A 25,852-nucleotide genomic window follows, 5' to 3' on the forward strand; every position below is an offset into this window, starting at 1 on the left:
TCCTGCAGGATCGAAGCAACGAAGGGAATCACATGACCCAGCCCAGTTGGGAACTGTCCGGTTTCGGCGACGAGATCGACGCCGATCCCGCCATCCAGGTGGCGGTGCTGCAGGCGCTCGGCGCCAGCGCGATCGAGGTCCGCAGCGCCTGGGGTGTGAACGTCGTCGACCTCGACGACGACCAGCTCGCCGGCCTCCACCGGCTGTTCGACGAGCGTGGGCAGTCCGTGTCCGCGATCGCCTCGCCGATCGGCAAGGTCTCGGTGGACGAGCCCGTCGAGCACGAGGTCGGCCGCCTGGGCCGCGCGATCGCCGCTGCCCACGCCCTCGGCACGACGAACATCCGGATCTTCTCGTTCTACTTCGCAGGCCGCACCGCCGAGAGCGTCCGTGACGACGTCCTCGTCCGGATGCAGGCGCTCGCCGACCTCGCCGCGCAGGAAGGCGTCACGCTCCTGCACGAGAACGAGAAGGACATCTACGGCGACGTGCCCGACCGGGTGCTCGACATCGTCGAGAGCGTCGGCTCGTCCTCGCTCCGACTGGCCTGGGACAACGCGAACTACGTGCAGTGCGGCGTGCGGCCGTTCACCGACGGGTGGGCTCGGCTCGCGCCCTACGTCGACTACCTGCAGGTGAAGGACGCCCTGGCCGCCGACCACTCCGTCGTGCCGGCGGGCGAAGGCGACGGCGAACTCCTGCTCACGCTCACCGCGCTGCGTGACGCCGGGTACGCCGGGTACGCCTCCCTCGAGCCGCACCTCAGCGACTTCACCTCCCTCGGCGGGTTCTCCGGACCCGCCGCGTTCGGCCGAGCCGGACGAGCCTTCCGGAGCCTCACCGACCAGATCGGAGTCACCCTGCGATGACCACCCCACTGAAGCTCGCCGTCGTCGGGGCCGGCGTGATCGGACGCCACCACGCCCGTGTCGCCCTCGCGAACCCGGACCTCGACGTCGTCGCGCTCGTCGACGCCTTCCCCGCAGCGGCGACGAGCGCCGCGGACGAGATCGAGGCGTCGGGTGCGCCCCGGCCGCTCACCACCGAGACCATCGAGGAAGCGATCGCCCAGACCGACATCGACGTCGTCGCGATCTGTTCGCCGTCGGGCATGCACGTCGCGCTCGCCGAGGCCGCGCTGTCGCAGGGCAAGCACGTCGTCATCGAGAAGCCCCTCGACACCACCATGCCCCGGGCCCGTGAGATCGCACGCCTGGCCGCGGACGCTCGTGCGCGCGGGCTCGTCGTCAGCGTCATCAGCCAGCACCGGTTCGATCCGGCCTCGGTGGCCGTCGCCCAGGCAGCGCACGGTGGTGGCTTCGGACGCGTCACCTCGGGCGTCGCGAGTGTGGCGTGGTACCGGTCGCAGGGGTACTACGACTCCGGGGACTGGCGCGGGACGTGGGAGCTCGACGGCGGCGGCGCGGTGATGAACCAGGGCGTGCACACCGTCGACCTGCTCGTCTGGACCCTCGGTCGCCCGGTGGAGATCTCCGCCCAGGTCGGTCTGCTCGCCCACGACCGGATCGAGGTCGAGGACACCGCCGTCGCCACCGTGCGGTTCGACAACGGAGCGCTCGGCGTGATCCACTGCACGACCGCCGCCTATCCCGGCCTCTCCGCCCGGTACGCGATCTACGGCACGCAGGGGTCGGCCATCGTCGACGACGACCGTCTGGCGTACTTCCACGTCGCGCCCGATGCCGACGCCCTCGCGGCGGCGGCTGCCAGCGCGAACACGACCGCGGTGTCCGACCCGGTCGACCAGAAGGCGGACGTCGTCGGCGCAGAGCACGTGGTCGGCGGCCCGCAGGAGCCCGAGCACTTCCTCGCCGGGCACGGTCGCCAGTACGCCGACATCGTCGACGCCATCCGGACCGGGCGCGAGCCCGGGGTCACCGTCGACGCGGCCCTGACGTCGCTGGCCGTCGTCCGGGGGCTCTACGTCAGCGCGACGCTCGGCCAGCCCGTCCGGATCGACGACGTGATCGACGGCCGGTACGACGACGTCGTCCCCGTCGTCCCGGTACCGGACGACACCACCACCGAAGGAGCAGCACGATGAAGTTCTCCGTCTTCACCGCATCGACCCCCGACTGGACCCCGTCCGAAGCCGCGCAGACCCTCGCCGCGCAGGGCTGGGACGGCATCGAGTGGCGGATCGTCGACGACCGCCCGGCACCGGGGCAGACCGTGCCCGCGGACCGGTCCTTCTGGGCCGGCAACAAGTCGACCTGGCAGTACACCGGCATAAAGGACAGCGTCGGCGAGATCGCCCGCATCACCGAGCAGGCCGGCCTGGCGTACTCGGGCATCGGCGGCTACCAGCAGGCGGCGGACCACGACGACGTCGACACCATGCTGCGGGTCACGAGCGAGCTCGGCGCCCGGCAGGTCCGCGTCAGCATGCCCGTCTACCGGCAGGTGCGCGAGCGGACCGGCGAGACGTACCCGGAGCTCTTCGACCGCACCCGCGCCGACCTCGAGTGGGCGGTGTCACGTGCCGCCGAACTCGGCGTCAAGGCGCTGGTCGAGCTGCACCACATGACGATCACGCCGTCGGCCTCGGCCGCGCTGCGCCTGCTCGACGGACTCGACCCCGAGCACGTCGGCGTCATCCACGACCTCGGCAACCTCGTCATCGAAGGGCAGGAAGACCACCTCGCGGCGTTCGAGCTGCTCGGCCCGTACCTGGCGCACGTGCACGTGAAGAACGCCCGGTGGGTCGACACCGGCGACACCCGGGCCGACGGCAGCAGCGTCTGGCAGCACGAGTGGGCGCCGTTGCGCACCGGGCAGGCATCGGTCTCCGGCTACTTCGAGGACCTCGCCGCCTTCGGGTACGACGGCTGGGTCACGATCGAGGACTTCTCCACCGACCTGCCGCTCCAGGAGCGCACGGCGGACAACCTGGCGTACCTGCGGTCCCTGGTCCCGGTGTCCGCATGACGATGCGCCGCCCCGGCATCGTGCACCTGGGGGTGGGCGCGTTCGCGCGTGCCCACCTCGCCTGGTACACGGTCCACGCCGACGGCACCCCGTGGGGGATCACGGCCTTCACGGGGCGGTCGCCGGACGCCGCAGACGCCCTGACGGCGCAGGGATGCCGCTACACGCTCGTCACCCGTGCCGCTGACGGCGACTCGGCCGAGGTGGTGGACGCGATCGTCGCCGCCCACCCCGGCAGTGACGACGCCGCCTTCGCCGCAGCCCTCGCATCGCCCGACACGACCGTGGTCACGCTGACGGTGACCGAGCAGGGGTACCGCTCCGGATCGGACGTCCCCGCGCGCCTGGTCGCCGGCCTCGACGCCCGACGCGCATCCGGCGGCGGCCGGATCGCCCTGGTCAGCCTCGACAACCTCACCCACAACGGGCAGGTCCTCCGCGATGCCGTGCTCGACGCGGTGCCCGACGGCTCGTTGCGCGGCTGGATCGAGCAGACCGTCACGTTCCCCAGCTCGATGGTGGACCGGATCACCCCCGCCACCACGTCGGACGACGTCTCGGCCATCGCCGAGCTGCCGGGTGCACTGCCGGGCGACCGGGCCCCCGTCGTCACCGAGCCGTTCGCCGAGTGGGTGCTGCAGGACGTCTTCGACGGCATCGAGCGTCCGTCGTGGGAGTCCGCCGGCGTCCGCCTGGTCGACGACGTCACCCCGTACGAGCAACGCAAGCTGTGGCTGCTCAACGGCGCGCACTCGTTGCTGGCCTACCTCGGGCTGCTGCTCGGACACGAGACCGTCGCGCAGGCGATGGACGACCCCGACTGCCGGACCGCGGTGGAGCAGCTGTGGGACGAGGCAGCGCAGGAGCTGCCCCTGCCTGCGACCGAGATCGCCGAGGCCCGTGCGGCCCTGGTCGACCGCTTCGCGAACCCCCGCATCCGCCACACCCTGACGCAGATCGCGTCGGGCGGCTCCGAGAAGCTGCCCGTCCGCGTGGTCGACGTCCTCCGTCACCGACTCGAGCGCGACCCGGACGCCGAGATCGGTCCCGGTGCCGCCACCCTGCTCGCCGCGTGGTGGCTGCACTGCTCCGAGCAGCCCGAGCTCGTGACCGACCGCGGCGCGCCCGGTGCAGGCTCGGACGTGCACGACGTCCTCGCCGTGATCGCCCCCGACCTCGACACCCCCGGGGTGGTCGCAGCCGTCACCGCAGCGGCCGACCACATCCGTTCCGTCCGCGCCGCCCACCACGAAGGAGTCCCCGCATGACCGACGACCAGACCGGCACCACGAACCCGGCTGCCCCCGTCCCCGGAGCGACCGACGAGCGCTCGACCGGCGGGGTCACCTCCGGCCGCCCGGACACCTGGGCGAGCGCCGACCGTGGGCAGCTGATCGACAAGGCCGAGGTCATCGTCACCAGCCCCGACCGCAACTTCGTCACGCTCAAGGTCACGACGGCCGACGGTGTCACCGGCCTCGGCGACGCGACCCTGAACGGCCGCGAACTCGGCGTCGCGTCCTACTTGTCCGAGCACGTCGTCCCGCTGCTCATCGGCCGGGACGCCAGCCGGATCGAGGACGCCTGGCAGTTCCTCTACCGCTCGTCGTACTGGCGTCGCGGCCCGGTCACGATGGCCGCCATCGCCGCGGTCGACTTGGCGCTCTGGGACATCAAGGCCAAGGTCGCCGGCATGCCGCTGTACCAGTTGCTGGGCGGGGCCTCCCGCACCGGACTGATGGCGTACGGCCACGCGTCCGGCAAGGAACTGCCCGAGCTCTTCGACTCCATCCGCGCGCACCAGGAAGAGGGCTACCGGTCCATCCGCGTGCAGACCGGCGTCCCCGGGCTCGAGTCGATCTACGGCATCGCGTCGAACAAGACCACCGAGGGCAACGAGGGCGTGCGGTACGACTTCGAGCCCGCGCAACGGGGCGCGTTCCCCGCGATGGAGGACTGGGACACCCGCGCGTACCTGCGCCACGTGCCGACCGTGTTCGAAGCCGTCCGCAACGAGTTCGGCCCCGAGCTGCCGCTGCTGCACGACGGCCACCACCGGATGACCCCGCTGCAGGCCGCCAAGCTCGGCAAGTCCCTCGAGCCGTACGACCTGTTCTGGCTCGAGGACTGCACCCCGGCCGAGAACCAAGAGGCGCTCAAGCTCGTCCGGCAGCACACCACCACGCCGCTCGCGATCGGCGAGGTGTTCAACACGATCTGGGACTTCAAGGACATCATCCGCGACCAGCTCATCGACTACGTCCGCGGCGCCGTCACCCACATGGGCGGCGTGACACCGCTGAAGAAGACGATGGACTACGCCGCGATGTACCAGATCAAGTCCGGCTTCCACGGGCCGACCGACATCTCGCCGGTGGGGCTCGCCGCACAGATGCACCTCGGCATGGCGATCCACAACTTCGGCATCCAGGAGTACATGCAGCACGGCGACCGCACCAACCAGGTGTTCCGGCAGACGTTCACCTTCACCGACGGGTACCTGCACCCGGGTGACGAGCCGGGCCTCGGCGTCAGCCTCGACGTGGACGAAGCGGGCAAGTACCCCTACGAACAGGCCTACCTGCCGTTCAACCGCCTGGCCGACGGCACCGTCCACGACTGGTGAGCCAGCGCGCGTAGCCTCGGCGAGCGTGGACACCACCGCGCTCGCCGAGGCCGCCCGCGACCTGCTCCTCGTCGCCCCGGCCGACTTCGTCACGGAGCGCACCGCCCGGCAACGCGCCACACGGGGTCAGGACCGCGACCTCGCCACCGCGATCGGTGCGCTCCGGAAACCCGCACCCGCGGCCTGGGTCGTCGACCTGCTCGCCCACGACGGTGCCCTCGACGAGGCGGTCGCCCTCGGGCCGGCCATCCGCCAGGCCCAGGCGGACGCGGACCCGGCGGCGATCGCAGCACTCCGGCATCAGCGTGCCGAGGTCGTGGCAGCGCTCGCCCAGGCCGGCGCCGACCTGGCGTCCGACGCGGGCCATCCCGTGACGGCCGCCGTGCTCGCCCAGGTCCGCGCGACGATCGAGGCAGCGATGGCCGATCCGCACGCCGGTGCCGCGGTCCGGTCCGGCCTGCTCGTCCAGCCGCTCGAGAGCGCGGGCTTCGACGACGTCGACCTCGACGGCGCGCTCGTCGTGCCGGACGCCGTACCGGAGGCCTGGTCCGGCAGCGGCGCCGACCCCATCCCGATCACCAGCGCGCGCCGGACCGCGACGGCGAGTCGTGCCTCCAGGACGACGAAGACGACGAGGACGACGAAGACGGCGAAGACGGCGCCGGAGCCCGATGCGGTAGCGCCTCCGCGCGACCACGCTGCGGACCGCCGAGCCGCGCGTCAGGCCGAGAGCACGGCGCGCGGCGAGTCCCGCGACGCCGACGCGGCCCTCGACCGCGCCGAGACGGACCTCGCGAGCGCCGAGGACCGTCGTGCCGCGTTGCAGCAGGAGCTCGACCGGGCCACCGCCGACGTGCGCCGACGTGAACGCGACCGGGACGACGCCGAGACCGCGAGCGACCGGGCGCGCGACGTGCTGGCGGCCGCGCAGCGGCACCGCCGCGACCTCGGACGCTGACGGTGACGCACGCGACGTGTCCGCACTGACGCGTCCTCATCACCTCGGATGAAAGACGTCGCCGCGGCTCGCAGGCGCACCGGGCTCCGCCATACGCTCGACGGCATGCGCTCCTTCCTCCGTCGCCGCGGTCGCCACGTGGTCGCCCCGGCCATCGGCGTCGTCTACCTCGTGCTGTGGATCGTCGCCGAAGCGGGGCGTTCGGGACTCGTCGAGCACATCGTCGTCGTGTCCGCGTTCGCGGTCGCCATCGGTCTGGGGAACTGGATGCCGGCCACCTCCCTCGGCCTGGTCGTCGTCGTGCCGCTGCTCCAGGCGCTCCGCCTGCTGCACCGCCCCACGGACACGACGTGGCCCGCATACCTCGCCATCGCGATCGTGGTCGGCATCGTCGGTGCCGGTCGCTCGGACCTGCTCCGGTGGCTCGCGGTCCCGGCGCTCGCGGTCGCCAGCGGGGCCGCTGCGTGGGCGATGGTCGTCCCCACCGTGGCCGATCAGGACGTGTGGGGGCTCTGGGTCGCCTCCTCCGCCGGCACGCGGACCAACCTCCCGTTCGTCGCACTCGCGATCGCCGGTGCGAGCGGCATCGGGTGGGCGATCGGTGTGGTGATCGGGGCGTCCTGGCGCATCGGCCTCGCTCGTGTGCGGGTCGTCGAGGCCGAGCGCGAGACCGAGGTGACGACCGTGGAGCTCCATGCCGAACAGGAGCGCGCGCGCATCGCCCGGGACGTCCACGACTCGCTGGCACACTCCCTCGCCGTGGTCGTCTCACAGGCGCAGGGCGCGGCGGCGATCGCGGTCCGCGACGAGCACGCGGCCCGAGCCCTGCAGGACATCGCCGAGGTGAGTCGGTCCGCGCTCGGGGACGTCCGTGCGCTCGTCGAACGGATCCAGGGCGCGGGGGACGACGTCCGGCACTGTCTCGGCGACCTGCCCGTGTCGGTCGCGGACATGCGAGAGCTCGGCATGGCGGCGGACCTCGTCGAGCACGGCGACCGCGCCGACGTGCTGCCGACGGTCGGGAACGCCGTCCACCGCATCGTGCAGGAGAGCCTGACGAACGTGTTGAAGCACCAGGGTCGGACGGCGGACGTCCGCGTGGTCCTGGACTGGCGCGGGCCCGGGCTGGGCATCGTGGTCGCCTCCCGGGGATCAGCGCCGCTCGTCGAACTCGACGGTGACGGCTCGGGGATCCTCGGGATGCAGGAGCGTGCCCGGCTGGTCGACGGATGGCTGCGCGCCGGGGCCGGCGACCTGCCGCACGAGTTCGTCGTCACGGCCTGGGTGCCGACCCTCCGGGGAGCAACGGAGTCCGAGCGGGACACCGCGACCGCGGTGGCCGGCCCCGCCGACGGGGACGCCGCGACCGCGGTGGTCGGCCCCGCCGACGGGATCGTCCGATGACCGCGATCCGCGTCGCCGTCGTCGACGACCAACGCCTCTTCGCCTCGGGCATGCAGATGCTCGTCGAGGCCCAGGACGACATGACCTGCGTCGGCACAGCCGGTGACGGTGCTGCCGCGCTCGACCTGTGTGCCGCCGAGCGTCCGGACGTCCTGCTGCTGGACCTCCGGATGCCGGTGATGAGCGGCATCGAGGCCATGACCCGGCTCGGCTCCACGGGTGACGACCGTCCCCGCGTCGTCGCACTGACCACGATCCGCCGCGACGACGCCGTGGTGGCCGCGCTGCGCGCCGGGGCGGCCGCCTTCCTGACGAAGGACGCGCTGCCCGACGTGGTCACCGCCACCATCCGCGACGTGCACGAGGGGCGTCCGGCGCCGACCGAGGCCGAAGCGCTCGACCTGCTCCGCGCCCAGGGCGGCGTGCCGGAGTGGACGGGCCGGCGCGACGAAGTGCTCGACGTCCTGAGCGCCCGCGAGCGCGAGGTCTTCCTGCTCGTCGCGAAGGGACTGAGCAACGCGGAGATCGCCGAATCGGTCTTCCTCAGCGAGGCGACCGTCAAGTCGCACGTCCGCTCGGTGCTGCAGAAGCTCGGACTGCGGAACCGCATCCAGGTCGTCATCACCGCCCACGAACGCGGCCTCGTCCGCTCCTGACCGAAGACCACGCAGCACGGACCAGTCCAGGGGGACCCATGCACATCACCACCCGCGCCGCGAAGCGCGGCACCTTCGCCCTCGTCGTGATCGGCCTCGCGGCGGGCGTCGTCCAGCACCTGCCCGAGCCTGCCGACGTCGCGGTCGCACCGACCGTCCACCGCGACCCGGGATCGTGGACGATGCCGCTGGACGGGTACGTGCAGCCGGGCAGCGACAAGGACAGCTACGCGTTCAGCCTGGTGGTCCAGCCCTGCCTGCGGACCATCGGGATCGACTCCGCACCGCCGTGGGCGACCGCGGCCGGGCTCGATGCGCTCTCCGACGAGCGTGACACCCCGGCCGGGGGGAACACCGCGCCGGCGCTCGCCTGGAGTCGCCCGCTCGACGCCGAGTCCGCCCGGACACGCGGGTACCACGGTGCCTCGACGGCCGGCGCCGACGCGGACGGCATCCGGACCTGGGGTGAGGACCCGGCGCGGAACGCTGCCTTCGCCGACGCGCCGCAGCGGGAGGTGGACCGGTGCTTCCAGCAGGCGTACCGCACGCTGGGGACGGCGGACCCGGACGGAGCCGTCCAGTCGGCGTCGATCGTCGCGAAGCGCCTGACCTACCTGGCCACGATGGCCGCACGAGAGGACCCCGCCGTCGTCACCGCGGCTGGACGGTGGCGCACGTGCATGGCCCCCGCGGACGTGATCGACCTGCCGCAGGCACCGAGCGACATGCCGTCCCAGTCGATCCAGATGGACCACGGCACGAACATCAGCTCGACGCCGGTGCAGGACGCCGAGGTCGCGATCGCACAGCGGGACGTCGCCTGTCAGGAGACCTCCGGGTACCGCGACGCGCTCTACGACGCTGCGTGGGACCGCCTGCTGCACGTGACCGCGAGCGATTCCACGGAGCTCCGGCGCACCAGGCCGGACCAGCGCGACGTCGACCGTCGTCTCGACACCACGATCCGGCGGCTCGCGCCGGCGGCGCCAGCCGACGCTGGTTGAACCGGCCGGACGGGAGGCACGTGGCGGCGCCGCCCCGTGCCTCCCGTCCGCCCCGCCCTGGTCGCGAGCCGCCTGCGCGCCCGGGCACCGCCGACGTGACGACACGCCCGGACGGGTACTGGTAGAGTTGCTGACGACTTCGGCGAGGGTCGCGTTCGCGCGGCCGTGATCGACGCGGCGGATGCCCGGCAAGCTCTGGGAACGTTCCTCACGCGTGCACGCGTTCGAGTTGCAACACCACAGACCCCCCACGATGCCGGCACCCCGGTGTCGTCCCCAGACCAGGAGGCACCATGGCCGACTACACCAAGCTCGCAGCGGAAGTCCGCACCAAGTTCGGCAAGGGCGCTGCACGCAAGCTCCGCGCTGCCGACAAGATCCCCGCCGTGATCTACGGCCACGGCACCGAGCCGCAGCACGTCAGCCTGCCGGGCCACGAGACCATGCTGCTCGTCCGTACGGCGAACGCGGTCGTGGACCTCGACATCGAGGGCTCGGCGCAGCTCGCCCTCGTCAAGGACGTCCAGCGTGACCCGGTGCGCCAGATCATCGAGCACATCGACCTGGTCGTCGTGCGTCGCGGCGAGAAGGTCACCGTCGACGTCCCCGTCGTCATCGAGGGCGAGTCCTTCTCCGGCACCATCCACGTGCAGGACCTCTCCAGCGTCTCGCTGCTCGTGCTCGCCACGGCGATCCCCGAGCACGTCGTCGTCGACGTCGAGGGCCTCGAGGACGGCAAGCAGGTCCACGCGTCCGAGCTGCAGCTGCCCGAGGGCGCCGAGCTCGAGACCGACCCCGAGGCGCTCGTCGTCCAGATCGTCACCCCGCGTGCGACCGCCGACGACATCGCCGCCGACGAGGAGTCCGCCGAGGCGGGTGCCGAGGCCGGCACCGAGGGCGGCTCCGAGCCCGTCGACGAGTCCTCCGACTCCGAGTAACACCCGGTCAGGGACGTCTGGTCGACGCTGATGGCACTGCGCTCATGACGGAAGCTGCGCCCGCGGCGTTGCTCGTCGTGGTCGGGCTCGGGAACCCCGGGCCCGACTACGCGGGCAACCGTCACAACGTCGGCCAGATGGTCCTCGACGAACTCGCCGCCCGGATGGGTGCGACGTTCAAGAAGCACAAGACCCCGAACACCGTGGCCGAGGGGCGCCTGGTGCCGGGCGGCCCGCGACTGGTCCTGGCCAAGCCCGGGTCGTTCATGAACACCTCCGGCGGTCCCGTCTCGAGCGTGCTCGGGTTCTACGGCGCGACCCCCGCCGACCTCGTCGTCGTGCACGACGAGCTCGACCTGCCGTTCGACACCGTGCGCCTCAAGGGCAACGGCGGCCACGGCGGGCACAACGGGCTGCGGGACATCATCAAGGCCACCGGCACGAACGAGTTCTCCCGGGTGCGCGTCGGCATCGGCCGCCCGCCCGGTCGTCAGGACCCGGCCGACTACGTCCTGCGGGACTTCTCGCCCACTGAGAAGAAGACCCTGCCGAACCTGCTGGCGGACGCCGCCGACGCGGTCGAGGCGATCGCGGACCTCGGGCTCCTCGCGGCGCAGCAGCGCGTCCACGCGCCGTCCTGACCTGGCCGCGGCGTTCGCCCGTCGCGCACGGCGCGGTCGCTGTCGGGCGTCGCCGGTACCATGTCCTGAGTGACGATCTCGGGCATCATCCCTGCGCTCTCGCGCGCCTCCGCGTTCGATCGCGTCCTCCGCGCCGCTCCCCGTGACGCCGACTTCTCGGTGGTCGACGGCCTGCGCGTGCCGCTGCTGGCCGCGCTCATGGGCGAACGGAAGGGCCCGCAGTGCGTCCTCGTCGTGACGGCAACCGGGCGCGAAGCCGAAGCCGTCCGGGGCGCGCTCACCAGCTACCTCCCCGACGCCCAGGTCCTCGAGTTCCCGGCATGGGAGACCCTGCCGCACGAGCGCCTGTCGCCGAGCGCACAGACCGTCGGCACCCGGATCGCCACGCTCCGTGCCCTGCAGCGGTGGCAGACCGCTGCCGAGTCGGGCGAGGACCGCCCGACCACCGTCGTCGTGGCGAGCGTCCGCGCGGCGCTGCAGCCGATCGCCGGCAACCTGACCGAGCTCGCTCCCGTGGTGCTCCGCTCGGGCAGCCGGGGCAACGACCTCGCCGCGATCGCCGCGCAGCTCGTGGACCTGGCGTACGCCCGTGTCGACCTGGTCACCCGCCGCGGTGAGTTCGCCGTCCGTGGTGGGATCCTCGACGTCTTCCCGCCGACGGCCGACCACCCGGTGCGCGTCGACTTCTTCGGCGACGAGATCGACGGCATCAAGGCGTTCTCGGTCGCCGACCAGCGCTCCACGGACGACGACCAGCAGTCCGTCGAGCTGACGGCGTCCCGCGAACTCCTCCTCAGCGAGGACGTCCGACAGCGTGCTCGGGAGATGCTCCACGAGTTCCCGAACCTGTCGCAGATGCTGGCGAAGGTCGCCGAGGGCATCCCGGTCGAGGGCATGGAGTCGCTGGCACCCGCTCTGGTCCGCGAACTCGTGCCGATGACGACGTACCTGCCGACGGACGCCACGATCGCGGTGTTCTCGCCCGAGCGTGTCAGTGGCCGGGCGCACAGCCTGGCCGAGACGAACCAGGAGTTCCTGCAGGCCGCCTGGAGCGCTGCCGTGGCCGGGGCCCAGGCGCCGATCGACCTCGACGCCGGCAACTTCCTGACGGTCCCGCAGCTCAAGCAGACGCGTGGGCAGCGCACGTGGTGGACGATCTCACCGTTCGACAGCGGCGCGGACGAGCCGCTGTCCGACGCGGACGCCGCCGCCGAGGCAGGCGAGTACGTCCGGGTCCGGGCCGACGCCGTCCCGAGCTTCGCCGGTAGCGCCGACGGTGCGATCGCCCACGTCAAGGCCCTCACCGACGACGGGTGGGCCGTGGTCGTCACCGCCCAGGGGCAGGGCCTCGTCGAGCGTGCCGTGCAGGTCCTCGCCGACGCCGGGGTCGCTGCCCGGGCCGAGGCCGTGACCGCGCCGCCGCAGCCCGGGGTGGCGATCGTCACGACGGCCGCGGTCGAGCACGGCTTCTCGATCCCCGACCCGCGCATCGCGGTGCTGTCCGAGGCCGAGTTCTACGGTCGGACCGCACAGCAGGGCGCCCGCACCGTCAAGAAGCTCGCCAGCCGCCGCAAGAACGTCGTCGACCCGCTGCAGCTCAAGCCGGGCGACGTCGTCGTGCACGCCACGCACGGCATCGGCAAGTTCGTCGAGCTGGTCTCGCGCGAGGTGTCCAGCGGCGGCCGCAACGCCGTGAAGACGCAGCGCGAGTACCTGGTGCTCGAGTACGCACCCTCCAAGCGCGGGTTCCCCGGTGACAAGCTCTTCGTCCCGACCGACCAGCTCGACCAGCTCTCGCGGTACGTCGGCGGCGAGTCCCCGACCCTGTCGAAGATGGGCGGCTCGGACTGGGCGTCGGCGAAGTCCAAGGCGCGCAAGGCCGTCCGCGACATCGCCGTCGACCTCGTCAAGCTCTACTCCGCGCGCATGGCGTCGAAGGGGCACGCGTTCGGCCCGGACACCCCCTGGCAGCGCGAACTCGAAGAGGCGTTCCCGTTCGCCGAGACCGCCGACCAGCTCACCACCATCGACGAGATCAAGCGCGACATGGAGCGCCCGATCCCGATGGACCGGCTGCTCTCCGGCGACGTCGGCTACGGCAAGACCGAGGTGGCGATCCGAGCGGCGTTCAAGGCCGTGCAGGACGGCAAGCAGGTCGCGATGCTCGTCCCCACGACCCTCCTCGTCCGCCAGCACATGGAGACCTTCCAGGAGCGCTTCGCCGGCTTCCCCGTGCACCTCCGTGCGCTCAGCCGCTTCCAGACCGAGAAGGAGTCGAAGGAGACGTTGGCGGGCCTGGCCGACGGCACGGTCGACATCGTCATCGGCACCCACCGGATCCTCTCGCAGGGCGTCCAGTTCAAGGACGTCGGGCTGGTCATCATCGACGAGGAGCAGCGCTTCGGCGTCGAGCACAAGGACCAGCTGAAGAAGCTCAAGACCAACGTGGACGTCCTGGCGATGTCGGCGACACCGATCCCGCGCTCGCTCGAGATGGCCGTCACGGGCATCCGCGAGATGTCGACCCTGGCCACCCCGCCCGAGGACCGTCACCCCATCCTGACCTTCGTCGGCCCGCAGTCCGACCTGCAGGTCGCGGCGGCGATCCGGCGCGAGATGCTCCGCGAGGGGCAGGTGTTCTACGTGCACAACCGCGTCAAGGACATCCAGTCGGTCGCGGCGCACCTGGCCGAGATCGTGCCGGACGCCCGCATCGCCGTCGCGCACGGCCAGATGTCCGAGGGGACGCTCGAGCAGGTGATGGTCGACTTCTGGGAGCGGCGCTTCGACGTGCTCGTCTCGACGACGATCATCGAGACCGGCCTCGACATCGCCAACGCGAACACGCTCATCATCGACCGGGCCGACAAGTACGGGCTGTCGCAGCTGCACCAGCTCCGTGGCCGCGTCGGTCGTGGTCGTGAGCGCGGCTACGCGTACTTCCTCTACGACGCCGACAAGCCGCTGTCCGAGACCGCGCAGGACCGCCTCGAGACCATCGCCGCGAACAACGAGCTCGGCGCGGGCATGCAGGTCGCGATGAAGGACCTCGAGATCCGCGGCGCGGGCAACCTGCTCGGCGGCGAGCAGTCCGGTCACATCGCCGGGGTCGGCTTCGACCTCTACCTGCGCATGATCGGCGAGGCCGTCTCGCAGTTCCGTGGCGACGTGGCCGAGGGGCAGACCGAGCTCCGGCTCGAGATCCCCGTCGACGCCCACATCCCCGAGGACTACGTCGAGTCCGAGCGGCTCCGACTCGAGGCCTACCAGAAGCTCTCGGCGGCCTCGGCTCCGACCGCGCAGCCCGACGCGATCGCCATGGTCCTCGACGAGCTCACCGACCGGTACGGCACGCCGCCGCAGCCGGTGCAGACGCTGGTCGAGGTCTCGCGCCTCCGGCGGATGGCGCAGCAGGTGGGCCTGTCCGACGTGGTCGTCATGGGCTCGAACCTGCGGGTCGCGGGCAAGGAGCTCGCGGACTCGTCGCAGGTGCGCCTCAAGCGGATGTTCCCCGGGGCCAAGTGGTTCCCGCAGCAGAACGCGTCGAGCATCCCGATGCCGCGGCCGCACGGCGAGGCCCTGCCCGACGACGGGCTGATCACCTGGGTCGAGAGCATCCTCACCGCGGTGTACGGCGCGGCTGCCCCCGCGGAGGCGCCCGCCGCGTCCTAGACGCTCCCCGCGTCGGACGGGAGGCCCGGTACCAGCTGGCACCGGGCCTCCCGTCCGTCACGGGGTCGCGCCCACGGCCCGTCGCCGACCCCGAACGACACGGCCGAAGTCGTACGACATCGGCCGTGTCGTTCCGGGCGCAGACCCGCGCGACCCGCGACAGATCCGACGTCGTACGACATCGATGGTGTCGTTCCGAGTCGGAAGCGCAGCTACTCCGTCGCCTCGGCCTCGGACAGTGCGCGCCGCGCGCGGTGGTGCCGCGCCCGCAGCGACACCACGACCGCCGAGGCGACCATCGCGATGCCAGACCCGACCAGGACGGCGAGGACACCCTCGTCGACGATCTCGGCGTTGCCCGCGAACGCGAGCTCGTTCATGAGCAACGACACCGTGAACCCGATCCCGCCGAGCACCCCCACGGTGACGATCGACCAGAACGACAGCGACGGGCGACCCGGACCGCGGAACAGCCGCGTCGCGACGGCGCCGAACAGCGTGATGCCGATCACCTTGCCGACGGGCAGTGCCAGGACGACGGCCCAGAACGTGGGGGAGAGCTCGCCGATGCCCACGGCGGGGATGACCACCGCGGCCGAGGCGAATGCGAAGACCGGCAGCACGATCGCGTTCGACCAGGGCTCGACGCCCTCGTGCAGGGTGTGCCCAGGGCGACGCGGCAGCACCAGCCCGAGGGCGACCCCGGCGATCGTGGCGTGCACACCGGAGTGGTACACGAGCCACCACGTCAGGACACCGAGCACGACCATCGCGACGATGATCCACGTCTGCCCAGCGCGACCGGGCCGGAGCATCCGACCGAGCAGCCAGAACGCCACGAGGACGACCGCCGCGCCGCCGAGGGCCAGGAAGTCGGTGTCGTGGGCGAACACGACGGCGATGATGACGATCGCGATGAGGTCGTCGAGCACCGCCAACGCCAGCAGGAAGACCCGGATGGTCGAGGGCAGCCCCCGGCCGAACATCGCCAGCACCCCGAGGGCGAACGCGATGTCCGTCGCCGTCGGGATCGGCCAGCCGTGCGTGTACTGCGTGCCCGAGGTGACCGCGAGGAAGATGCCAGCGGGCACCAGCACCCCGCCGACCGCGGCGATGGCCGGCACGACGGCCGTCTTCGGATTCGAGAGCTCACCGTCGACGAGCTCCTGCTTCAGCTCGATCGCGACGAGGAGGAAGAACACCGCGAGCAGCCCGTCGCTGATCCAGTGCGCCACCGACAGGTCGAGCCCGATCGCACCCCACGGCGCGTGGACGTCGAGCAGGGCTTCGAGGCCGGGGCCGATCGGCGTGTTCGCCAGGACGAGCCCGAGCACGGCTGCGGTGAGGAGGGCGACGGCGCTGAAGCGCGGGGAACGGACTGCTGCGAGCATGAGACTCCGTGAGGGTTCGGGAAACGGTCCGTCGACCAGACTTCCCGACACGCCTCCGCCAGCCTATCCGATACTGATGTGATGACCGTCTCGGACCTCTCTGCCGTCGTCGACCGCCTGCTCGACCCGGACAGCGGGTGCGTCTGGAACCGGCAGCAGACGCATGCCTCGCTCGCGCGCTACGCCGTCGAGGAGTCGTACGAGCTCGTCGACGCCATCGACGCCGGTGACCGCGACGACGTCCGCGAGGAGCTCGGCGACGTGCTCTACCAGGTCGTCCTGCACGCGGGGATCGCCGAACGTGCGGGGGAGTTCGACCTGGACGACGTGGCGGAGACGGCGCGGGCGAAGATGGTGCGGCGGCACCCGCACGTGTTCGGCGACGAGCGGGCCGACACGGTCGAGGACGTCGTCAGGGTGTGGCGCGCGGCGAAGGCGGCGGAGAAGTCGACGCGCACCAGCGTGTTCGACGGGGTCCCGCGGGCGATGCCGCCGATGGAGCGTGCGGTGAAGCTGCTGGAGCGCCTGGAGGAGCGGGGCGACGCCGACACGGTGGTCGCGGCCGTCGTCGGTGCGGCTGGTGCTGGCGTCGGGTCGGCTGACGTCGGGTCGGTTGCCGTCGAGTCGCCTGGCGTCGACGATGCCTGGGGCGTCTCCATGCTCGGGCAGATCGCGGCAGCGCGTCGGGCCGGGATCGACCCGATCGAGAGCCTGCGGGCCGCGGTGCGAGCGCTGGAGGCCGGAGGACGCGCAGGGGACTGACCGGACGGCCGAGCGACGGACGCGGGGCGGTCCTCCCGAAGATGGCGGGACGGCGGACCGGGCCCCGAAGGCCGGCGGTCAGGCGGGCTGGGAACGCGGGGGAGAAGTGCGGGCGCCCTCCCAACCCGAAAAAAGGAGGACGCCCGCGAGCGGGCAGTCGGCGCAACCAGGGACAGTGCGCCGGCAGGGATGCCCGCTCGAACCGCGGGGCACTCTGCAGCACGGTGCCCTCGCGAACGATTCGACAGGTGGATCAGGCACCCGCCGAACCGAGGTTCTGGATGAACAATATCAGTGGTTCAGCATGCCCGCAACCCCGAGGTCGCGATCTGACAGGATTGACCGCATGGCGACGACCGTGACGGCACCCCGTGGCATGCGTGACTTCCTCCCGGCCGACAAGGCACGGCGCGAGCACGTCCTCGGCGTGGTGCGCGGCGTGTACGCCCGGCACGGGTTCGACGAGATCGAGACCCCTGTCGTCGAGGACGCAGCACGCCTGCACTCGGGCCTCGGCGGTGACAACGAGAAGCTCGCGTTCGGCATCATGAAGCGCGGCCTGTCGGTCGAGGACCTCCGCAGTGCCGAAGCACCGCTCGACCTGGCCGACCTGGGGCTGCGCTTCGACCTGACCGTCCCGCTCGCACGCTTCTACGCCTCACACCGCGCCGAGCTGCCGTCGGTGTTCCGCGCCGTGCAGATCGCCCCCGTGTGGCGCGCCGAGCGGCCGCAGAAGGGGCGCTACCGACAGTTCGTGCAGTGCGACATCGACGTCCTCGGGGAACCCGGGCAGCTGGCGGAGATCGAGCTCATCCGGGCCACCACCGCCGCGCTCGACGCCCTCGGGGTGACGGGCACCTCGATCCGGATCAACGACCGACGCATCCTGCTCGCGCTCCTGGCGACGTGGGGCATCACCGACGCCGCGGCCGCCGACCGTGCCCTCATCACCGTCGACAAGCTCGACAAGATCGGTGCCGGCGGCGTCGCGACCGAACTCCGCGAGCACCTGGGCGCCGAGCTGCCCGGGCTCGAAGCGACCATCGGCGCGCTCGAGGCCGCCGACTGGGACAGCGTCGCGGGGGCCGACTGGCTCGACGCCGAGGCGTTCGCCGACCTGCTGCGCCTGCGCGAGGCGCTGCCCGGTGTCGACCTGCGCTTCGACCCGACGCTCGTGCGCGGCATGGGCTACTACACGGGCACGATCTTCGAGGTCGCGCACCCCGACTTCGGCTACAGCCTGGGCGGCGGGGGCCGGTACGACGGCATGATCGGCCGCTTCCTCGGGCAGGACGTCCCCGCGGTCGGGTTCTCGCTCGGGTTCGAGCGCCTGGTCGACCTGGTGTCGCTGCCCGAGGACGCCACCGCCGACGCCGTCGTCCTGGTGTACGACAAGGACGTCGACCCAGTCCAGCTCGCCGCGCTCAAGGCCGAGGCGCTCGAGCAGCACCAGCGCGTGCGGCTCGAACGGCGGACCAAGAACACGAAGAACCTGCTGGCGGGACTCGCGGCGCAGGGCTTCGGCGCGTTCGCGACCGTGCACGCCGACACCGTGTCACTCGAGGGTGTGGAGTTCCGCCCCTTCGACTGAGTCGTCCACAGTCGTCACCGGGTGCAGCGAAACCGTTCACCGCGCGTCGGTAGGATCGTTCCGCAAGCACCACAACCGCAACGTGTAGGGAGTACCCCGTGGCCGTGATCGATGCCGTAGGAGCACGCGAAGTCCTCGATTCCCGAGGCAACCCGACGGTCGAGGTCGAGGTCCTCCTCGACGACGGCGTCGTCTCGCGCGCGCTCGTCCCGTCCGGTGCCTCCACCGGCGCCTTCGAGGCGTACGAGCTCCGTGACGGAGACAAGGCCCGCTACGGCGGCAAGGGCGTCCTCAAGGCCGTCGAAGCCGTCCTCGACGAGGTCGGCCCCGCGCTCGAGGGCTTCGACGCCACCGACCAGCGCCTGGTCGACGCCGCGCTCATCGAGCTCGACGGCACCGAGAACAAGTCGCGCCTCGGTGCGAACGCGATCCTCGGCGCCTCGCTCGCCGTCGCGCGTGCCGCCGCCGACTCGGCCGACCTGCCGCTGTTCCGCTACCTCGGCGGCCCGAACGCGCACACGCTGCCCGTCCCGCTGATGAACGTCGTCAACGGTGGCGCGCACGCGGACACCAACGTCGACATCCAGGAGTTCTTCCTGGTGCCCTACGGCGCGGAGTCCTTCTCCGAAGCCCTGCGCTGGGGCGTCGAGACGTACCACGCACTCAAGGGCGAGCTGAAGAAGCAGGGCCTGGCGACCGGCCTCGGCGACGAGGGTGGCTTCGCCCCCGAGCTCGCGTCGAACCGCGCCGCGCTCGACTTCCTGCTCGCCGCGATCGAGAAGGCCGGCTTCACCCCCGGCAAGGACATCGCACTCGGGCTCGACGTCGCGTCGACCGAGTTCTTCTCCGAGGGCAAGTACGCGTTCGAGGGCAAGCAGCTCTCCTCCCAGGAGTTCACCCAGTACTTCGTCGACCTGGCCCGCGACTACCCGCTCGCCACGATCGAGGACCCGCTGGCCGAGGACGACTGGGAAGGCTGGACGCACCTCACCAGCGAGCTCGGCGACAAGCTCCAGATCGTCGGCGACGACCTCTTCGTCACCAACCCGAAGCGCCTGCAGCGGGGCATCGACGAGAAGGCCGGCAACTCGATCCTGGTCAAGGTGAACCAGATCGGCACGCTGACCGAGACCCTCGATGCCGTCTCCCTGGCACAGCGCCACGGCATGACCGCGATCCTCTCGCACCGCTCGGGCGAGACCGAGGACACCACCATCGCCGACATCGCGGTGGCGGTCGACGGTGGGCAGATCAAGACCGGTGCGCCGGCCCGATCGGACCGTGTCGCCAAGTACAACCAGCTCCTGCGCATCGAGGAAGAGCTCGGCGACGCCGCGGTCTACGCCGGTCGCACGGCCTTCCCGCGGTCCGCGTCGCACTGGTCGTAGTCGAACCGGTCGCAGCACGTCCCGGAACGTCGTCCTCCTCGTGGAGGGCGGCGTTCCGTCGCGTGTGCTGCGGGCACCCATCGCGACCACGGGACGGTCCGAGCGCCGCGGGGCGGACGAGAGTCGCGCCTCCAGGCCCTGGCCGGTCGCTGAGAGGGTGCAGAACACGCGCGCGGCGGATCGGCCCACCTCCGCCGCCGTGTCATCATCGAACCGTGCCCAGCCAGAACCCCCGCGTCCGCCGCGTCCCCGTGGCCATGCCCGAGGGTGCCGTGGCCGAGCAGCCCTGGTGGCGCTCGATCCGGTTCTCCGGCTTCAGCCTGATCATGCTCGCGATCATCGTGCTGTTCGTGGTCGTGCTGGCCCCCTCGCTCCGCACGCTGATCCAGCAGCAGGAGCAGATCGCGCAGCAGCAGCGCCAGGTCGCCGAGCAGAAGTCCGACGTCGCGCAGAAGCAGAAGGACGTCGCACGCTGGGACGACCCCGCCTACATCGAGGCGCAGGCCCGCGACCGTCTCCTCTACGTCTACCCGGGGGAGCAGAGCTTCCTCGTGATGGGGAAGGGCGAGAGCGCCGGCACCAGCGACGCGACCCCGACCACCGACTCCGGGACCCCCGTCAGCGCGAAGGTGCAGACCCCCAAGGTCGACTGGGTGCAGGCGATGATGTCCTCGGTCCTGAAGTCCGGTCTGTCGGACGAGACCGCGCAGCAGCTCGTCGCTCCGGACGTCTCCGGGACCGGCACCAGCAAGTAGGGCGAGGGCGTCACACGGCGCACGGCCCCTGCGGAACTCGGGTAGCCTCTTGTTCCCGTGACGACCCCTCCGTTCGACCCGCCGTCCGACCACGACGTGCAGGTGGTGTCCGCGCAGCTCGGCCGCCCCGCTCGTGACGTGGTCGGCATCGCGGCACGCTGCGTCTGCGGCAACCCCACGGTCGTCGCGACGAAGCCGCGTCTGGGCAACGGCACCCCGTTCCCGACGCTGTACTACCTGTGCCACCCGGCGGCCACCGCTGCCGTCAGCACGCTCGAGGCGACGGGCGTCATGCCCGAACTCGCCGCGCTGCTCGAGACCGACGACATGGCAGAGCGCTACCGCGCCGCGCACGAGTCCTACCTCGCCGACCGCGAGTCGATCGAGCACGTCGACGAGATCGAGGGCATCAGCGCGGGCGGCATGCCCGTCCGGGTGAAGTGCCTGCACGCCCTCGTCGGCCACGCCCTCGCTGCCGGACCCGGCGTGAACCCCATCGGTGACCTCGCGCTCGAGCGCGCGAGCTGGTCACCCGACCGGTGTGAGTGCCGGGCGTATGATGGGCTCGCAGACGCTGGAGTCGGGGCGGGTGGCGGCGAACACTGACCAGCCGCCCGGCAACCACCCCACTCCAAGGAGATCATCCCCCGTGCCCAAGATCCTCGTCGTCGGCGGCGGTTACGCCGGCTTCTACACCGCCTGGAAGCTCGAGAAGCACCTTCGCCAGGGCGAAGCCGAAGTCGTCATGGTGGACCCGCTGCCGTACATGACGTACCAGCCGTTCCTGCCCGAGGTCGCCGCCGGCTCGATCGAGCCGCGTCACGCGGTCGTCTCGCACCGTCGTCACCTCAAGAAGACCCGGGTCGTCACGGCGAAGGTCACGAACGTCGACCACGCCACCAAGACGGCGACGATCACCCCTGAGCTCGGCGAGCCGTGGGAAGAGTCCTACGACCAGATCGTCATGACGGCCGGCGCGGTCTCCCGCACGTTCCCGATCCCCGGTGTCGCTGACGAGGCGATCGGCCTCAAGACCATCGAGGAAGCCGCCGCGATCCGCGACAAGGTCCTCACGAACTTCGCCAAGGCAGCGACCCTGCCCGCCGGCCCCGAGCGCGACCGTCTGCTGACCGTCGTCGTCGTCGGTGGTGGCTTCGCCGGCATCGAGGTCTTCGCCGAGCTCCGCTCGTTCGCGTCCGACCTGCTGAAGAGCTACCCGGAGCTGTCGTTCGACGACACGCACTTCCACCTGGTCGAAGCCATGGGGCGCATCATGCCCGAGGTCTCGCTGGAGACCTCGCACTGGGTGCTCGAGAACCTCGCGTCCCGCGGTGCGACCGTCCACCTCGAGACCCAGCTCGCGTCGGCCGAGGGCGGCGTCTGCCAGCTCAAGGCCAAGGACGAGTCGATCGAGACCATCGAGTCCGACCTGATCATCTGGACCGCCGGCGTCATGGCGAACCCGATGGTCAAGGGCACCGACTTCCCGCTCGAGCCCCGTGGCCGCATCACCGTGCAGCCCGACCTGCGCGTCGTGAACGAGGGCACCGTCGTCCCCGACGCCTGGGCCTGTGGTGACGTCGCGGCCGTGCCCGACCTGACCGGTGGCGGCGTCGGCGGCATGTGCGTGCCGAACGCCCAGCACGCCGTGCGTCAGGCCAAGCAGCTCGCGAAGAACCTGGTCGCGGTGATGCGGAACGAGGCCACGGTCGAGTACAAGCACGAGAACCTCGGCGCCGTCGCGGGCCTGGGCCTCGGCATCGGCGTGTTCCAGTCGGGCAAGTTCGCCATGAAGGGCTTCCTGGCCTGGGGTGCTCACCGCGGCTACCACGGCCTGGCGATGCCGTCGTGGGAGCGCAAGTGGCGCGTCATCGGCGACTGGGTCGGGGGCTTCTTCCTCGGCCGTGACATCGCCTCGCTCGACGACCGTGAGACCCCGCGCGCCGCGTTCGAGGCGTTCGCGTCGCGTCCCAAGCCCGCTGCCGCCGACGAGCCCAAGGCCGTCGCAGCCCCGGCTCCCGAGGAGGGCAAGCCCGCCGACGCCGCTGGTCCGGCGTACGCCACCCCGGCCGAGGACGTCTCCAAGGACGCCGAGCCGATCGCAGCCGACTCGAAGTAGTCCCAAGCGCACGACGACGGCGGTCACCCCACGGGGTGGCCGCCGTCGTCGTCGCTAGGCTGGTCCCGCCGCGCCCCCGTGGCCCAACTGGCAGAGGCACGCGACTTAAAATCGCTGAGTTGTGGGTTCGAGTCCCACCGGGGGTACCGCCCGTCGGGCCGGCACCGCGCCGGACAGGAGGCTGTGCTCGCGCCGTGCGCCGAGCCTCCTGTCGGCCCCGACCACACCGGCACACACAGGAACGGCGCGACCCCGAGGGGTCGCGCCGTTCCAGTGTTGCGGACCTGCTCAGTGCAGGCGGTATCCGGTCACCATCGGGCAGGTGAAGGGATCACGCGCAGCGAGCCCGACGCGGTTCAGGTACGCGACGACGATCGCGTACGACCGGCCGAGCGACGCCTCGGTGTAGGGGATGTTGTGCTTGGCGCAGTGTGCCTTCACCATCGGCTTGGCCTTGCGCAGGTTCGGGCGCGCCATGCTCGGGAAGAGGTGGTGCTCCGCCTGGTGGTTCAGGCCGCCGAACAGGTGGTCCGCCCAGATGCCGCCGGTGATGTTGCGCGAGGTGCGGACCTGGCGGGACAGGAAGTCGATGCGGGCGCCCTCGGCGATGATCGGCATGCCCTTGTGGTTCGGCGCGAACGAGCCGCCCATCATCACGCCGAAGACGGCCATCTGCACGCCGATGAAGGCGACGGCGACGGGGAACGGCATGAACGCGAAGACCGCCCAGAAGTACAGGCCGAAGCGGGCGACGAGCAGGATGCCCTCGATGATGCGGTCACGCCCCGAGCCCTTGATGTGCTGGCCGGTGACGAGCGCCTTGACGCCGAGGAAGTGCAGGTTCGCGCCCTCCATCGTCAGCAGCGGGAAGAACGCCCAGCCCTGCACACGGGTGAGTGCGCGGAGCAGACCCTTGCGCTCGGCTGCGTCCTCCTCGATGAAGGACACCGTGTCCTGCGCGATGTCGGGGTCCTTGCCGATGGTGTTCGGGTTGCCGTGGTGGCGGTTGTGCTTGTTCATCCACCACGTGTAGGACAGCCCGACGATGAAGGTGCCGAGGACGCGTCCGGCGTTGTCGTTCCACTTGCGCGACGCGAACACCTGGCGGTGCGCGGCTTCGTGGGACAGGAACGCGAACTGCGTGAAGACGGCGCCGAGCACACCGGCGGGGATGAGCACGAACCACGAGCCGCCGAGCATCGCGACGGCGACCCAGCAGGCCGCGGCGATCGTGACGAGCACGGCGAAGACGGTCCAGTAGAAGCCGACACGGCGTTCCAGGAGTCCGGCGGCGCGGACCTCCTCGAGGAGGTCCTTGTAGGTCGAGGTGCCGGAGGTCGCTCCGGGAGCCCGAGGGGTGGTCGGTCGGTACAGGGTCGATGAAGACGGCAAGAGCGCTGCTTCCATCAGGAACAGCCCTTCGGCCGCACAGGTGAGTTCTCGCATCTGCGATTGCTCGGAAACCTAGGGGTCGAACCTGGGGAGCAACCGTGGAGTGCGCAGACCGTCTGTCCCGATGCGTCCGAGCCGGGGCGTGTCGCGTCGGTAGCATGGCGCCTGTGGTCGGACTCGGCAGTGCACTCGCCAACCTGCGTGGCGTCCTCCGGCAACCAGAGGCACACATCGAGGTGCTCGACGGCGAGACCGTGCCCGTCGGCATGCTGCTCGGCACGCTCGGCACCCTGCTGCTCGACGCGGGCAGCTCTGTCACGGACGTCCGCTCCGCGCTCGAGAAGGCCCGCGACGCGGCGGGCATCGGTCCGGAGCTCGCGGTCGGGGTGTTGCCGGCTCTGGTCATCGTGAGCGAGACCGCCACCGGCTCGGCGACGATCGTCAACGCCGAGGGGATCGAACTCTCCTTCCGGCAGGCAGCCCGGGCGAACCGGCTGGTCCTCGGGCTCGAGAGCGGATCGATCGCGCTCACCGAGATCCCGGCCCGCGTCCGAGCCATCCGCGCGGGCACCCGGCCGCCCGCAGCACTGCCGTGGATCGCCGGGAACGCCCTGACCGCCGCGGGGCTGGCCGTCGTGTTCCGCTGCCCGTGGTGGGCGATCCTGGTCGTCCTCGGGGTCGGTGCGCTGGTCGGCGTGATCGGCCTGCTCCTCCGTCGCTTCCGGGAGGCAGTCGCGATCATCCCCTTCCTGGCGGCGTTCATGTCGACCGCGGTGGTCGGGCTCGTGGCCGCCTCGACCGGGTTCACCCACGTGCCGCTGTTCGCCGTGTGCGCCCCCGTCGCGGTCTTCGTCCCCGGAGCGCTCATCACGAACGCGCTGCTGGAGCTGACCGCGGCGGACATCGTCACGGGTGCATCGCGGTTGGTGCAGGGCGTGATCATGCTCGGCTTCATGGCCGCCGGCATCGCGGCCGGCAGTGCGCTCACCGGGCTGCACGTCGACCCGAGGTCAGCGGCACTGGTCGGTGAGGTCGCCGGCGTGGGGACCGACCGCGGCGGCTGGGAAGCGGTGCCGTCCTACTGGGTGTCGTGGGTCGCGGTGGTCGTGCTGGCGCTCGGCCTGGGACTCGTCTTCGGCTCCGGCTGGCGCCTGACGCTGGTGTCGGTCGCCGTCATGGTCACGGCGTACGCCCTGGTGAGCGGCACGAGCCCGCTGTGGGGCAGCGTGGTCGCGACGGGCGTGACCGCCGCGCTGCTGTTCGTGGCGACCCGCCTGGTGGAGCGGCTGGTGCCGGTGGTCCCGGCCACGATCTCGTTCTTCCCGGCGTTCCTGCTGCTCGTGCCCGGCACCGTCGGGTTGGTGGCCGTCTCGACGCTGGACCCGGTGGCGTTGGCCACCCCGTTGGCGACGTTCGTCAGCCTGTGCGTCGGCACGAAGATCGGCGGGCTGCTGCCAGGGCTGTTCGCGCGGAACGCGCCCACGCACTGACGCGCGGCCGGTCCGCGGCCGGTCCGTGTCCTGTCCGTGTCAGGTCCGCGTCAGGTCCGCGTCCGGTCGTCGGACGGGAGGCCCGTGGCGGGCCCGCCACGGGCCTCCTGTCCGCC

The 25,852-nt window shown here is 71.5% G+C and carries 21 protein-coding genes and 1 tRNA gene; 20 read left to right on the top strand and 2 right to left on the bottom strand.

Annotated elements, in window-relative coordinates:
• The first annotated feature begins 32 nt into the window (after window positions 1-32).
• From BIU90_RS11845 to mfd, 12 genes are all read left to right on the top strand, one after another.
• Entirely contained in the window at window positions 33-869 is an 837-nt protein-coding gene (locus tag BIU90_RS11845) for a sugar phosphate isomerase/epimerase (RefSeq protein WP_071300441.1), read from the top strand.
• A complete protein-coding gene (locus BIU90_RS11850; protein WP_071300442.1) occupies window positions 866-2,065 on the top strand; it encodes a Gfo/Idh/MocA family protein in 1,200 nt (399 codons plus the stop codon). The genes BIU90_RS11845 and BIU90_RS11850 overlap by 4 nt, the downstream gene beginning before the upstream one ends.
• Window positions 2,062-2,949 carry a sugar phosphate isomerase/epimerase gene (locus BIU90_RS11855; RefSeq protein ID WP_071300443.1) on the top strand — a complete coding sequence of 296 codons (888 nt, stop codon included), beginning with the start codon at window positions 2,062-2,064 and terminating at the stop codon, window positions 2,947-2,949. Before BIU90_RS11850 ends, BIU90_RS11855 begins: the two co-directional genes overlap by 4 nt.
• Window positions 2,946-4,217 carry a mannitol dehydrogenase family protein gene (locus BIU90_RS11860; protein WP_217640918.1) on the top strand — a complete coding sequence of 424 codons (1,272 nt, stop codon included), beginning with the start codon at window positions 2,946-2,948 and terminating at the stop codon, window positions 4,215-4,217. The genes BIU90_RS11855 and BIU90_RS11860 overlap by 4 nt, the downstream gene beginning before the upstream one ends.
• Window positions 4,214-5,575 (top strand): D-mannonate dehydratase ManD, encoded by a 1,362-nt coding sequence (gene manD / locus BIU90_RS11865; RefSeq protein ID WP_254787034.1) that lies wholly within the window; start codon window positions 4,214-4,216, stop codon window positions 5,573-5,575. Before BIU90_RS11860 ends, manD begins: the two co-directional genes overlap by 4 nt.
• Window positions 5,576-5,600: 25 nt before the next feature.
• Window positions 5,601-6,533 (top strand): hypothetical protein, encoded by a 933-nt coding sequence (locus tag BIU90_RS11870; protein WP_071300444.1) that lies wholly within the window; start codon window positions 5,601-5,603, stop codon window positions 6,531-6,533.
• Between the two features lie 105 nt (window positions 6,534-6,638).
• The gene (locus BIU90_RS11875; RefSeq protein WP_071300445.1) at window positions 6,639-7,937 is read left to right on the top strand and encodes a sensor histidine kinase; all 1,299 of its coding nucleotides are present in this window, start codon (window positions 6,639-6,641) and stop codon (window positions 7,935-7,937) included.
• Window positions 7,934-8,593 carry a response regulator transcription factor gene (locus tag BIU90_RS11880; RefSeq protein WP_071300446.1) on the top strand — a complete coding sequence of 220 codons (660 nt, stop codon included), beginning with the start codon at window positions 7,934-7,936 and terminating at the stop codon, window positions 8,591-8,593. The genes BIU90_RS11875 and BIU90_RS11880 overlap by 4 nt, the downstream gene beginning before the upstream one ends.
• 38 nt (window positions 8,594-8,631) lie before the next feature.
• Window positions 8,632-9,597, top strand: a complete 966-nt coding sequence (locus BIU90_RS11885; protein ID WP_071300447.1) for a hypothetical protein — start codon at window positions 8,632-8,634, stop codon at window positions 9,595-9,597.
• A 293-nt stretch (window positions 9,598-9,890) separates the two neighbouring features.
• Window positions 9,891-10,535, top strand: a complete 645-nt coding sequence (locus tag BIU90_RS11890; RefSeq protein ID WP_071300448.1) for a 50S ribosomal protein L25/general stress protein Ctc — start codon at window positions 9,891-9,893, stop codon at window positions 10,533-10,535.
• A 44-nt stretch (window positions 10,536-10,579) separates the two neighbouring features.
• Window positions 10,580-11,176, top strand: coding sequence for an aminoacyl-tRNA hydrolase (pth, locus tag BIU90_RS11895; protein WP_071300449.1), 597 nt, complete (start codon window positions 10,580-10,582; stop codon window positions 11,174-11,176).
• A 69-nt stretch (window positions 11,177-11,245) separates the two neighbouring features.
• Entirely contained in the window at window positions 11,246-14,848 is a 3,603-nt protein-coding gene (mfd, locus tag BIU90_RS11900) for a transcription-repair coupling factor (RefSeq protein ID WP_071300450.1), read from the top strand.
• 212 nt (window positions 14,849-15,060) lie between these two features.
• Here the strand turns inward: mfd and nhaA are convergent, their stop codons facing one another.
• The gene (gene nhaA, locus BIU90_RS11905; RefSeq protein ID WP_071300451.1) at window positions 15,061-16,239 is read right to left on the bottom strand and encodes a Na+/H+ antiporter NhaA; all 1,179 of its coding nucleotides are present in this window, start codon (window positions 16,237-16,239) and stop codon (window positions 15,061-15,063) included.
• Window positions 16,240-16,320: 81 nt separating this feature from the next.
• Here nhaA and BIU90_RS11910 point away from each other — a divergent pair, with 81 nt between their 5' ends.
• From BIU90_RS11910 to BIU90_RS11940, 7 genes are all read left to right on the top strand, one after another.
• Window positions 16,321-17,001 carry a MazG family protein gene (locus BIU90_RS11910; protein ID WP_071300452.1) on the top strand — a complete coding sequence of 227 codons (681 nt, stop codon included), beginning with the start codon at window positions 16,321-16,323 and terminating at the stop codon, window positions 16,999-17,001.
• Window positions 17,002-17,347: 346 nt separating this feature from the next.
• On the top strand, window positions 17,348-18,592 hold the full coding sequence (gene hisS, locus BIU90_RS11915; RefSeq protein ID WP_071300453.1) for a histidine--tRNA ligase: 1,245 nt from the start codon (window positions 17,348-17,350) through the stop codon (window positions 18,590-18,592).
• A 98-nt stretch (window positions 18,593-18,690) separates the two neighbouring features.
• Window positions 18,691-19,980: a phosphopyruvate hydratase gene (gene eno, locus BIU90_RS11920; protein ID WP_071300454.1), complete on the top strand. Its 1,290-nt coding sequence runs from the start codon at window positions 18,691-18,693 to the stop codon at window positions 19,978-19,980.
• A 215-nt stretch (window positions 19,981-20,195) separates the two neighbouring features.
• The gene (locus BIU90_RS11925; protein WP_217640919.1) at window positions 20,196-20,735 is read left to right on the top strand and encodes a septum formation initiator family protein; all 540 of its coding nucleotides are present in this window, start codon (window positions 20,196-20,198) and stop codon (window positions 20,733-20,735) included.
• A gap of 57 nt (window positions 20,736-20,792) precedes the next feature.
• Entirely contained in the window at window positions 20,793-21,341 is a 549-nt protein-coding gene (locus BIU90_RS11930) for a DUF501 domain-containing protein (protein ID WP_071300455.1), read from the top strand.
• A gap of 43 nt (window positions 21,342-21,384) precedes the next feature.
• Window positions 21,385-22,854 (top strand): NAD(P)/FAD-dependent oxidoreductase, encoded by a 1,470-nt coding sequence (locus tag BIU90_RS11935; protein WP_071300456.1) that lies wholly within the window; start codon window positions 21,385-21,387, stop codon window positions 22,852-22,854.
• 72 nt (window positions 22,855-22,926) lie between these two features.
• Window positions 22,927-23,000, top strand: a tRNA-Leu gene (locus BIU90_RS11940).
• A 142-nt stretch (window positions 23,001-23,142) separates the two neighbouring features.
• Here the strand turns inward: BIU90_RS11940 and BIU90_RS11945 are convergent.
• Window positions 23,143-24,300, bottom strand: a complete 1,158-nt coding sequence (locus BIU90_RS11945; RefSeq protein WP_139195249.1) for an acyl-CoA desaturase — start codon at window positions 24,298-24,300, stop codon at window positions 23,143-23,145.
• A gap of 104 nt (window positions 24,301-24,404) precedes the next feature.
• Here BIU90_RS11945 and BIU90_RS11950 point away from each other — a divergent pair, with 104 nt between their 5' ends.
• A complete protein-coding gene (locus tag BIU90_RS11950; RefSeq protein ID WP_083403926.1) occupies window positions 24,405-25,736 on the top strand; it encodes a threonine/serine exporter family protein in 1,332 nt (443 codons plus the stop codon).
• Window positions 25,737-25,852: the final 116 nt, after the last annotated feature.

The sequence above is a fragment of the Curtobacterium sp. MCBA15_001 genome (assembly GCF_001864835.1).
Classification (GTDB): Bacteria; Actinomycetota; Actinomycetes; order Actinomycetales; family Microbacteriaceae; genus Curtobacterium.